Source organism: Magnetospirillum sulfuroxidans, from assembly GCF_018224925.1.
GTDB classification, from domain to species: domain Bacteria; phylum Pseudomonadota; class Alphaproteobacteria; order Rhodospirillales; family Magnetospirillaceae; genus Magnetospirillum; species Magnetospirillum sulfuroxidans.
In genome coordinates this window covers 1-10,841 of sequence record NZ_JAGTUF010000007.1, presented here as the reverse complement: position 1 = coordinate 10,841, position 10,841 = coordinate 1, and the positions used below count along the sequence as shown (strand labels likewise).

Genomic DNA, 10,841 nt, shown 5'->3' with positions numbered 1-10,841 from the left:
GCTCGGGCTTTCAGGGCCGAAAGCCCGCCCGTGCCGGGCGGCTCAGGTGCCGCTCGGGCTTTCAGGGCCGAAAGCCCACCCGTGCCGGGCGGCTCAGGTGCCGCTCGGGCGGGATTATTTCCTTGGGTCCAAGGCCCGTTGCAAACCGTCGCCGGCCAGATTGAAGGCCAGCACGGTGATGAAGATGGCCAGCCCCGGCCATAGGGCTTGGGCCGGGGCGCTCCACACCACGTTCATCGCCCCGGTCAGCATGTTGCCCCAACTGGCCGTGGGCGGCTGCACGCCCAGGCCCAGGAATGACAGGGCGCTTTCCACCAAGATGATGTTGCCCACCGACAGCGTCGCCGCCACCACCATGGGCGAAGCGACGTTGGGCAGGATATGGCGCAGCATGATCCGGGTCGGCGTCGCCCCCAAGGCGGTGGCGGCGCGGACGTAATCGCGGGTTTTCACCGTCAGGGCTTGGGCGCGCACCAGTCGGGCCGCGCCGGTCCAGCCGACCAGGGCGATGATGATCACCATGCGGCCGATGGTGAAGATCTCGCTGTCGCGGATTTCATCGCCGATCCCCAGCTTGGCCGGATCCAGGGCGGCCAGCACGATCAGCAGCGGCAGCAGCGGCAGCGCCATCACCCCATCGGTCAGCCGCATCAGCACCGCGTCCAGGCGGCCGCCGTGATAGCCGGCCAGCAGGCCGATCAAGGTGCCTAGGCCCGCCGCCAGCACCGCCGTGGTCAAGGCCACCGCCAGCGACACCCGGCCGCCATGCAGCAGCCGCGATGCGACATCGCGGCCCAGTTCGTCGGTGCCGAGCCAATGCTGCACGCTGGGGGCGGCATGGATGGCCGACAGGTTCATGGCCTCGGGGTCGGCGGCCAGCCACGGCGCCAGCACGGTGGCGGCCAGCAGCGCGGCCAGCAGCGTGGCGCCGATCAAGGCGGGAAGGTCGCGCGTCATCGCAGTTTGATCCGTGGGTCAAGCCGGGCCATCAGCAGGTCGGCGAGAACCGAGCCGAGCAAGGTCATGGCGGTGGCCAACATCAGCGCCGTCAGCGCCAGATTGAAATCGTTGCCCATGACCGCGTCGGCGATCAGCTTGCCCATGCCGGGCCAGCCAAACACCGTTTCGGTGATCAGGGCACCGGAAAACAGAGTGCCGAATTCCAGTCCCAACAAGGTGATCAGCGGCAGCAGGGCGTTGCGCCACTGGTGGCGCAGCACCAGCCGGGCCGGGCCGCAGCCCTTGGCCTTGGCGGTGCGGATATAATCCTGGCCGGCTTCGGCCAGCATGGCGGCGCGGGTGTGGCGGGCGTATTGGCCAATGCCGGCGATGGTCAGGGTCGCCACCGGCAAGGCCATGTGGCGCAGGCTGTCGGCCAGTCCACTGGCCTCGCCGCTTAAGGATTGCATGCCGCCGGCGGGCAGCCAGCCCAGCAGCACGGCGAACACCACCATCAGCATCAGCCCCAGCCAGAAGGTCGGCAACGACACCGAGGCGAACGACACGGCATTGATGAGATGATCGAGCGCCCGGCCCGGCCGCAAGGCGGCGACAATACCCAGCGGCACGGCGATCAGCAGCGACAGGGCCAAGGCGGACAACATCAGGATCAGGGAATTGAGCAGCGCCGGGCCGATGATTGCAAGAACCGGCTTGGCGAACAATCGGGAATAGCCCAGCTCGCCCCGCAGCACCTGAGCGATCCAGGCGAGATAGCGTTCCCCCCAGGGGCGGTCCAGCCCGTAAAGCGCCTTCAAGCGGATGGCGTCAGCCGCATTCAGATGGGGGTCCGAGGCGATCATCAGATCAATGGGGTCGCCGGGCATCAGCCCCATCAGGCCGTGAATAACCGCGCTCATCACCACGAGAACGATCAGCGATTGGATCAGGCGTGAACCCAGCCAGCCGGTCATGGTTGCCACCGCCAGTTTTCAATCCATAAGGTCGAAGGGTTTTGGTGGCCGGTGGGCGCCAGCCCCTGCAATTGTCGGGGCAGGATGGAGGCGTCGGCGCGAAAGAACAGCGGCAATGCCGGCAATTCTTCGGCGTACAGGTGTTGCAGACGCCGCCATAATTCGGTGCGCTTGGGCGCTTCCAACTCTATTTCGATGGCGTCAAGCAGCGCATCCATGCGCGCATCGGCATAGCCGGCGTAATTCTGCCCGGTCCAATTATTGGCGGCGGCGGGAATTTGGCTGGAATGCAGGGTCGAGCGCGGCACGCTTTCCGGCGACGAGATCCAGGCGAACAAGGCCAGATGGGCAAAGCGCCGCTTGGTCACCGTCTCGCCGAAAAACACCCGCGCCGGTTCGGTTTTCAGTCGCGTGTCGATCCCCAGCTTGCGCCATTGTCCCTGGATCACCTGCGACAATAATTCGCGCGACCGATTGCCGGCGGTGGTCATCAGCTCGACGCTCAAGGCCTCGCCCTTGGCGTTGCGGCGGACGGCGCCGGTCTGAATCCAGCCGGCTTCGTCGAGTAAGCGCGCCGCCTTTGCTGGGTCATAGGAATAGTGCGGGGTGTCGTCGGCGTGAACGGTGTCGAGTGGGTTGACGCTGGAATCGGCCACCGGCTGGCGGCCGTCAAACAATTGCCGGCTCAATCCTTGGCGGTCCAATCCGTACAGCAAGGCTTGGCGCACGCGCTTGTCGGCCATGATTGGCGACGACAGGTTGATGTCCAGATGTTCATAGGCCAAGCCGGATTTGAACAAGACGCGAAAGCGCGGATCGGCCCGTTTATCCAGCGCCACCGCCTGTTCCAGCGGCAGGCCCAGCTCGCCGGCGATCATGTCGACGCCGCCCGACAGCAATTGCGCCTCAAGGGCGGCGGTGTTTTCCACCGTTCGGATGACCACGCGTTTGAAGGCGGGCTTGGTCCCGCGCCAATGGGGGTTGGGCTCTAAAATCAGATGGCTGCCCAAAGAGACGGCGCTGATGCGGTAGGGGCCGTTATAGAGGCCCGGATTGGTGGAATCCTGGTCATAGGCGGTGCGGTTGCGGTATTCGGCCGGGGCGGCGGCGAAACGTGGCCGTTCGATATGGGCGGGCAGCAGCTGGAAATCGTTCAGTGCGTTGTAATCAAAGGTCAGCCGGTCCAGGTGCACGGTGAAGGTTTTGGCGTCCTTGACCTCGATGTTCAAGATGCGCTGGTACAACTCGGCATTGGCGACGCCGGATTGCGGATGGCGGCCAGCCTCCCAGGTGAACAGCACGTCGTCGGTGCTGACCGGGACGCCGTCGCCCCAAAACGCGTCGGCGCGCAAGGTATAGGTCAGCGCCACACCGCTTTTGCCGGCGGCAAGGGGGGCACGCTTGGCCAGGCCGTTGTCGAAGCTGGGCAGACGTTCGCACAGCATGCAGATCAATTGCCATTTGGCGTCGAAGGTGGTCAGCGGCCGTAAGGCCATGGCCATGACATAGGTCTTGGCCATCATGGAATCCATGTTGGGATGCAGGCTGGCCGGGTATTGGGTTATGCCGATGACCAGATCGTCCTTGGCCCGTGCCGTCAACGGCAGCGCCAACAGCAAGATGGTCAACAAGCTACGGACAAGAAACGGCATCGGTCCCCCGAACGGCGATCAGCGGACATGGTACACCAGACCCTCTGGATCAATCAGCGCCCAATTTTCTGATTTTATCGGCCGATGGCAAACAGACGCCCCCGCCTTGGCAAAAGGCGGGGGCGTCGACGGTCGAGCCGTCAGGGGGCGGGGCGAGGAGGATGACTACTCGGTGGCGGGAGCCTGATCGGCATAAGGGCACCACGCCGGCAATTTGCTGGTATCGACGTTGCCGTTGGCGTCCACCGGCGGGCCATAGCCGCGCATACCGGGGCCGAAGCCCTGTCCGCGTCCGATCATCTGGCCGGGGGCGGCCATCATCGGACCAGGGGTGAAGGTTCCGTTGGCGCGAGCCTGCATCATTTGTTCGTGGCGCCAACCGGGGCCGTAACCGGCGTTGGTCTTGGTCGGGGTGTCGTCGGCATTGGCGGCGCAACCGGCCAGGAGCAGCAGACCGACGAAAACGGCGATGGTTTTCAATGTGGTCGTCATGGCTTCCTCCTGTACAAATCCTGTTCCTCCATGCATTCATTTGACCCCCTGGGGGTAACCATGGGATGTCCGCTTTCTCCTTTTTGGCAACAAAGTGTAACAGGCATGATGCGCTGGTTATTTCTGCTGCTGGCTTTGACCTTTCCCGCCCGTGCCGCCGATTGTCCCGATTGTCCGGAGATGGTGGCGATTCCAAGCGGGTTGGGGCGTCTGGGGGATGATGCGGCGCCGTTCACCGTGCGGGTGGCGGCTTTCGCCCTGGCCCGCACCGAAACCAGCGTGGGCCAGTGGAAGGCCTGCGTCGCCGGCGGCGGTTGTGCCGCCAAGGCCGGATTGCGCTGGCCGGAAGACGCCATGCCGATGACCAACGTTACTTTCGCCGATGCCCAGGCCTTTGCGGCGTGGTTATCCCGGCGGACCGGTCAGCATTACCGGCTGCCCAGTGAAGCTGAATGGGAATATGCCGCCCGTGCCAGCAGCCAAAGCATGTTCCCCTGGGGGGGCAGCATGGAGGAAGGGATGGCGGTGTGTCAGCATTGCGACCCGCGCTTTGATCGCCGTCCCGCCCCGGTCGGCACCATGGCCGCCAATGCCTGGGGCTTGGCCGATATGAACGGCAATGTGTGGGAATGGACCAGTGATTGCTGGTTCCCCAGCCATCAGGACCGCCCCCGCGACGCCATCGCCCGGATCGAGCCCGGTTGCCCCAAGCGCACGGTCAAGGGCGGGAGCTGGTATTATGTGCCGTACCAATCACGCTCGGCCTCCCGCGTGGGGGAAGATGCGCGCGCTTTTGGCTATGACATCGGCTTTCGGGTGGCGCGGGATTGATTATTCCGCCGCTTCGCCCTTGATGCGTTCGATCTGGGCGCCACAGGCGGCCAGCTTTTCTTCGACCCGCTCATAGCCGCGATCCAAGTGATAGACACGGTTGATGACGGTTTCACCCTGGGCGGCGAGGCCGGCCAGGATCAACGAGGACGAGGCGCGCAAATCGGTGGCCATCACCTGGGCGCCGGACAGAGCCTTGACGCCGCGGACGATGGCGGACGAGCCGTGGACGTTGATGCGCGCGCCCATGCGCAGCAATTCCGGCACATGCATGTAGCGGTTCTCGAAGATGGTCTCGGTGATCATCGAGGCGCCGTTGGCGGTGGCGGCCAAGGCCATCAACTGCGCTTGCATGTCGGTGGGAAAGCCGGGATAGGGTTCGGTCATGATGTCGGCGCCGACGATGTCGGTGACGTCGCCGCGCACGCGCATGCCGCGGGCGGTTTCTTCGATCACCACACCGCATTCGCGCAAGCTTTTGTTGACCGATTCCATCAGGTCATAGCGGGCGCCAACCAATTCGACATCGCCACGGGTGATGGCGGCAGCGACCGCGTAGGTGCCGGTCTCGATGCGATCGGGGACCACCGAATATTCGGCCCCATGCAGGCGGTCCTGGCCCTGGATCCGCAAGGTGCCGGTGCCGATGCCGTCGATTTTCGCGCCCATGGCGACCAGGCACTGGGCCAAGTCGATCACTTCCGGCTCGCGCGCGGCGTTGGCGATGACGGTTTCGCCCTCGGCCAGGGTGGCGGCCATCAAGATGTTCTCGGTGCCGCCGACGGTGACCTGCGGGAAGATGATGTGCGCGGCCTTCAGGCGGCCGGCCACCTTGGCGTGGATATAGCCCTCGCTCAGTTCGATTTCGGCGCCCATCTGTTCCAGCGCCTTGAGGTGCAGGTCGACCGGGCGGGTGCCGATGGCGCAGCCGCCGGGCAACGAGACCTTGGCCTGACCGCAGCGGGCCAGCAACGGCCCCAAGACCAGGACCGAGGCGCGCATCTTGCGCACCAGATCATAAGGCGCGGTGGTGTTGGTGATGTCGGCCGCCGTCAGGTCAAGCACGCGGCCGGTGTGGCCGCCCTGGGCCGAGGCGCCGTTCAGCGCCATGCCGACGCCATGCTGGGCCAGCAGGTTGGCCATGGTGGTGATATCGACCAGATGCGGCAGGTTGGACAGCGATAGCGTTTGCTCGGTGAGCAGGCAGGCCGGCATCAAGGTCAGAGCGGCGTTCTTGGCGCCGCCAATGGCAATGGTGCCCTTCAACGGGGTGCCGCCGACGATGCGGATCCTGTCCATGCTTGGTCCTTTGGAAATCGAAAAAACAAAGGGCAGGGTTTAGCCCCTGCCCATGATGCCTTTCAAGCTTTTTACAGCTTGGGCAGGGTGACGCCCTGCTGGCCCTGATATTTGCCGGAACGGTCGCGGTACGAGGTCTCGCACGGACTGGCGCCCTTGAGGAAGATAAACTGGCAGGCGCCCTCATTGGCGTAAATCTTGGCCGGCAGCGGCGTGGTGTTGGAAAATTCCAAGGTCACATGGCCTTCCCATTCCGGTTCCAAGGGCGTCACGTTGACGATGATGCCGCAACGGGCATAGGTGGACTTGCCCAGGCAGATCACCAAGGTATCGCGGGGAATGCGGAAATATTCCACCGTGCGGGCCAGGGCGAAGGAATTGGGCGGAATGACGCAGATCTCGGTTTCGCGATCGACGAAACTTTTGTCGGAAAACTGCTTGGGATCGACCACGGCGGAATCGACGTTGGTGAAGATCTTGAATTCCGGGGCGACGCGGGCGTCGTAGCCATAGGAGGACAGCCCATAGGAAATCACGCCGTCACGTTGCAACTTTTCGGTGAACGGTTCGATCATGCCATGTTTGGTGGCCATTTCACGAATCCAGGTGTCGGGCATGACGGACATGATCGAGTGTGCTCCACAGACTTTAGCCGCCCGTTGTAGCGTCACTTTCCGCCAGGTGCAAGGGCGCGGAAATCAGTCTTTTCCGCCATCCTTCGGCGGTTGCTCGTCATCGGCGGCACGGGCGCGGTCCTGAGCCTTGCGGCGGGCGAGGTTGGCCCGCAGGGCCTCGGCTTGGCGGCGGCGGCGCAGCTCGGCCTGGGCGCCCGCTTTCGGGCTGGTTTCGGTGGGATTCTCGGAATCGTTCATGCGCGCATTGTCGCTGCTTTTGCCCATTGGTCAAGATCATCAAGAAAAGCGCTTGACCACGTGCCAAAGCTTTGGCATAAAGCGCCCCTCTTCACGGGGCACCGCCCTTCACGAAGACGCTGCCGTAGCTCAGTTGGTAGAGCATACCCTTGGTAAGGGTAAGGTCGAAGGTTCGATTCCTTTCGGCAGCACCATGAAAACCCCTTGGGAAACCAAGGGGTTTTCGCCGTTCTGGGGTTTGGTGCCCAGCAACCCATTTCCCCTCGCGGACACAGGGCGGACACAAGCGGCGGTAAAACGTTGCAAGGTTTCGCCATCTATCGACGCTTTAGGCGGAGCGGCCTCAATGGACGCGTACGGGCCGCTCGCTGCCAGACAGGTTCTGAACGAATTGGTTGGATAGCAGCCGTTCGCACGGGCTAAATTCCTTTCGCAGCTTTCGACCTGCGCCCGACATCTGCTCGCCAATCCGCGAGCGTCCTCTCCTGATCCGTGTCAGACACAGAGATGGTCGGCTCCCGGACAAGCAGTTCTCGGATCTGACTATGAGAACTAGCCCCACGCGCGCTCACGGGCTTAATATCAAGCTACAATCATCACCCGCTGGGAAGGTGAGTAGGTTTGAGCAGGAACTTTTCACCCCTCAACGGGGCCGACTTCGAAGATCTCGTGCGCGACCTGATCGGTGAAGAACTCGGCGTTCGTTTCGAGGCATTTTGTGCTGGGCCGGACGGTGGGATCGATGGACGGCACGCCCCAGGCGCTGCCAAGGGATCGATTGTTCTCCAGGCCAAGCACATGGAACGTTCGACCTTCGCTGCGCTGAAAGCCGTGATGCGAAAAGAGCGCGCATCGATCGATAAACTTGGGCCTTCGCGCTATGTGCTGGCCACCTCACGCCCACTGACCCCTGCGAACAAGGCTTCGCTCGCCAATGAAATCGGTCCGGCCCTTGTGTCGGAAAGCGATATCTTCGGTCCAGACGATCTAGAGGCGTTGCTTCGCAAATATCCGAGCATCGAAAAGGCCCATATCAAGCTTTGGCTGTCCAGTGCCGCCATTCTCGACCGGGTGGTACGATCCGCATCGCACGCCTACGTCGCCATCACGAAAGAAGAAATCGAGGCGAAGCTAAAGGTCTATGTCCAAAACCCTAGCTTTACGGAGGCGTCCGAGAGGGTGGAAAAGCACCACCTCCTTATCATCTCCGGACCGCCAGGCGTAGGTAAAACCACGCTCGGTGAAATGATCGCCTATGCCTATCTCGGTCAGGACTGGGAACTCGTACCCATCCGTAGCCTTGAAGACGGTTTTGCCGCCATTATCGATACCAAGAAGCAGGTGTTTCTTTTCGACGATTTTCTTGGGAAGATCGCCCTCGACAAGCAGGCCCTCTCCTCAAAGGATTCGGACCTCACGCGCTTCATGAGCCGGGTGCGCAGGTCGCCTAACGCCCGATTCATTCTGACGACACGAGCCTATATTTTCGAAGACGCAAGGCGGCTGTCTGAGAATCTCGCCGACCAGCGCCTCGACGTTACCAAATACGTGCTGGACGTGGGCGTCTATGCGCGACGTATCCGGGCGCGCATTCTCTACAATCATCTCGTCGTCGCAGGCACGCCGATCGCGCATGTGCAGGCGCTCATCCACAGCGGGAAAATTCCCGAGATCGTCGACCACAGGAACTACAACCCGCGTATCATCGAATGGATGACCGACGCTATTCACATCCAGGATGTCGAGCCGAACGACTATGCGAACGCCTTCCTGACCACGCTCAAGAATCCTTCGCGGTTGTGGGACAATGCGTTTCGAACCCACATCGATGATAAGTGTCGTCACCTTCTTTTCGCGATGTTCTTCTGCTCTGAGTACGGCGTAGAGCGCGATACGCTCCGGCAAGCCTATGATCCGCTCCACACGGCGTTGTGTGCACGTTACGGCGTTGCGCATGATCCCAAAGATTTTGAGGAATCGATACGGACCCTGGAAGGCAGCTTCATCAATATCAGCGGCAGGTCGATCAGCTACATCAATCCTTCAGTCCGCGACTATATGGCGGAGTACTTGAATGACTCTGTGCTGCTGGGAGAGTTTGCCCGCGCTGCGCAGAAAGCGGATTACGCGAAAGCGGTCTGGAAGTTTGGGAGCAAAGGCGGTTTCAACGCCTCTGTTCGGCGAGAGCTGGCGCTTGCATTCCGGTCCGTGGCTGAGACTTTTTCGAGCATCAGGATGTGGGGAAGAAATCCGGACCAGCCCAACTCATACTTCCTGTCGGATTTAGGGATCATTGATCGGCTCAAGCTGCTTCTGGCTTGGTGGTCGGCCAGCGACGAAGCCCGGTTCGCGGTTCTCGCGGTCGAACTTGCGGCAAGCCCTCCGGGCGGATTTGACGCCTGGCGGGATGGAGCGGAGATGATTGAGCTCCTGCGCGAGCTGCTAGACCCTGACTATTTCGACGGCTTTCCCTTTGTCGAGGTAATGATTGGGCACCTAGAGGCCGGTCTCATCGGCATGCTCAACGGTTACATAGGAACGGACGACCTAAAGACAATCTCCGACGCGATTGAGGAGGATCGAACAAGGGTATCTCCGAACATTATAGCGGCCATGGACCATGCCATCGTCCGCGAGATCGAGGAAATATCTGACCGCGTTGCGGAGCTGGATTCAGACTCCACGCTAAACGACCACATGGGCTATCTGGGCGTTCTTGGTCCCCGAGCAGGGGTTCTGGAATCTGTCATCGCACGGGCCGAAAAGATCGTGAAGGAACGGATCAAGGCCATAGAGGAAGAAATCACAACCGCTGATGCACCCGAAGTCGGCCGTGGAAAGCAGGAGAACGAAACCTTCGATGACGCAGCAATCCAGAATCTTTTCGCGCCACTTCTATCCCGGTAGTTTATGAGCGGCTTTTATGGGGCGCAAACCAGAATGAGCGGAATGGGCCGGAAAATCCCGTTAACTGAAGATGGGACAATCAGGCGGACATTAGGCGTCCCGCCCCAATACGGCGCCTTTCTCAGGTTGTCATCACCCATTTCCCGCATAGCTGAAGGCTAGAACAAGTCGTGATGGTTGTTGTTGGCGCGCGGATAGAAAACGATAGAGTTTGTTTGACCGCAGCCCAAGGTTTTAAGATGCTAAAAGCATGCCACCGGTGCATTAACCATGCAATCACGTAGCACCATTGGCTTTAGTCAGCCGCGACATCGGGGGGGGGGCTCCATGGCAACGTCCTACCATATGGTCCATTATCGCCGTTTTTCTGCCCAAGCAGGGGGGCTGCCGCTTGCAAAACTGGATACGCTTTGCCGAAACGCCCTGTCGCAGGTTGACGCGAGCGGCACGGCACTTTGGCAAAGAGCGCAAGATCGCGTATACGCGCTCACAGCCCCCGATGGCCGTCAAGTCGTTCTCAACAGAGTTGCCGATCTGGCGAGCGCAGTATTTGGCGAGATGTGCCTTATCCAAGATGGTGGGTTCCAAGCGCTCCTAGAACTCCGGGCATCTCAGGTTCAGCTCTCAAATTTGACTGTAGCTGAAATATTCAGTCTGAATGAAAGAAGCGCTCCGCAGGGGGCGCAGTTCGTACGAGGGATGATTTATTGGCTTGCAATTGGCAGCCACTTATTTTTCGTAAAAACGCAGTCTATGACGGCGGAGCATTTGAAGGATTATCTGGGGTGGCTTCTCGCTAACTGGACTTGCCCGGAAAGAGTGGAGAGCGTTTCTCTGTCTATGCAGCTTCGGCCTCGAAGCGGCACGGGCTTTTA

General features: G+C 61.4%; 9 protein-coding genes, 1 tRNA gene and 1 pseudogene. 4 read left to right on the top strand and 7 right to left on the bottom strand.

Annotated elements, in window-relative coordinates; translation table 11 throughout:
* Positions 1-114 precede the first annotated feature (114 nt).
* The 4 genes from KEC16_RS09270 to KEC16_RS09255 all read right to left on the bottom strand — a co-directional run bounded on the left by KEC16_RS09270 (position 115) and on the right by KEC16_RS09255 (position 4,057).
* The gene (locus KEC16_RS09270) at positions 115-957 is read right to left on the bottom strand and encodes an ABC transporter permease (RefSeq protein WP_211548132.1); all 843 of its coding nucleotides are present in this window, start codon (positions 955-957) and stop codon (positions 115-117) included.
* Positions 954-1,913 carry an ABC transporter permease gene (locus tag KEC16_RS09265; protein ID WP_211548131.1) on the bottom strand — a complete coding sequence of 320 codons (960 nt, stop codon included), beginning with the start codon at positions 1,911-1,913 and terminating at the stop codon, positions 954-956. The genes KEC16_RS09270 and KEC16_RS09265 overlap by 4 nt, the downstream gene beginning before the upstream one ends.
* Positions 1,910-3,565 carry a peptide ABC transporter substrate-binding protein gene (locus tag KEC16_RS09260; RefSeq protein WP_211548128.1) on the bottom strand — a complete coding sequence of 552 codons (1,656 nt, stop codon included), beginning with the start codon at positions 3,563-3,565 and terminating at the stop codon, positions 1,910-1,912. Before KEC16_RS09260 ends, KEC16_RS09265 begins: the two co-directional genes overlap by 4 nt.
* A gap of 165 nt (positions 3,566-3,730) precedes the next feature.
* Entirely contained in the window at positions 3,731-4,057 is a 327-nt protein-coding gene (locus KEC16_RS09255) for a hypothetical protein (RefSeq protein WP_211548127.1), read from the bottom strand.
* Between the two features lie 105 nt (positions 4,058-4,162).
* On the opposite strand from KEC16_RS09255, the gene KEC16_RS09250 reads away from it, so the two are divergent.
* Positions 4,163-4,888: a formylglycine-generating enzyme family protein gene (locus KEC16_RS09250; RefSeq protein WP_249209022.1), complete on the top strand. Its 726-nt coding sequence runs from the start codon at positions 4,163-4,165 to the stop codon at positions 4,886-4,888.
* Here KEC16_RS09250 and murA read toward each other — a convergent pair whose 3' ends face one another.
* From murA to KEC16_RS09235, 3 genes are all read right to left on the bottom strand, one after another.
* Positions 4,889-6,187: a UDP-N-acetylglucosamine 1-carboxyvinyltransferase gene (murA, locus tag KEC16_RS09245; RefSeq protein ID WP_211548125.1), complete on the bottom strand. Its 1,299-nt coding sequence runs from the start codon at positions 6,185-6,187 to the stop codon at positions 4,889-4,891. It abuts the gene before it with no gap.
* 71 nt (positions 6,188-6,258) lie between these two features.
* On the bottom strand, positions 6,259-6,813 hold the full coding sequence (gene dcd / locus KEC16_RS09240; protein WP_211548122.1) for a dCTP deaminase: 555 nt from the start codon (positions 6,811-6,813) through the stop codon (positions 6,259-6,261).
* Between the two features lie 72 nt (positions 6,814-6,885).
* Positions 6,886-7,059 carry a hypothetical protein gene (locus KEC16_RS09235; RefSeq protein ID WP_211548120.1) on the bottom strand — a complete coding sequence of 58 codons (174 nt, stop codon included), beginning with the start codon at positions 7,057-7,059 and terminating at the stop codon, positions 6,886-6,888.
* A gap of 118 nt (positions 7,060-7,177) precedes the next feature.
* On the opposite strand from KEC16_RS09235, the gene KEC16_RS09230 reads away from it, so the two are divergent.
* The 3 genes and pseudogenes from KEC16_RS09230 to KEC16_RS09220 form a co-directional block, all read left to right on the top strand.
* Positions 7,178-7,253: transfer RNA gene (locus tag KEC16_RS09230), tRNA-Thr, on the top strand.
* A 427-nt stretch (positions 7,254-7,680) separates the two neighbouring features.
* Positions 7,681-9,966, top strand: coding sequence for an nSTAND3 domain-containing NTPase (locus tag KEC16_RS09225; RefSeq protein WP_283091901.1), 2,286 nt, complete (start codon positions 7,681-7,683; stop codon positions 9,964-9,966).
* 327 nt (positions 9,967-10,293) lie between these two features.
* Positions 10,294-10,841: pseudogene (locus KEC16_RS09220) on the top strand (hypothetical protein); the annotation flags it as partial.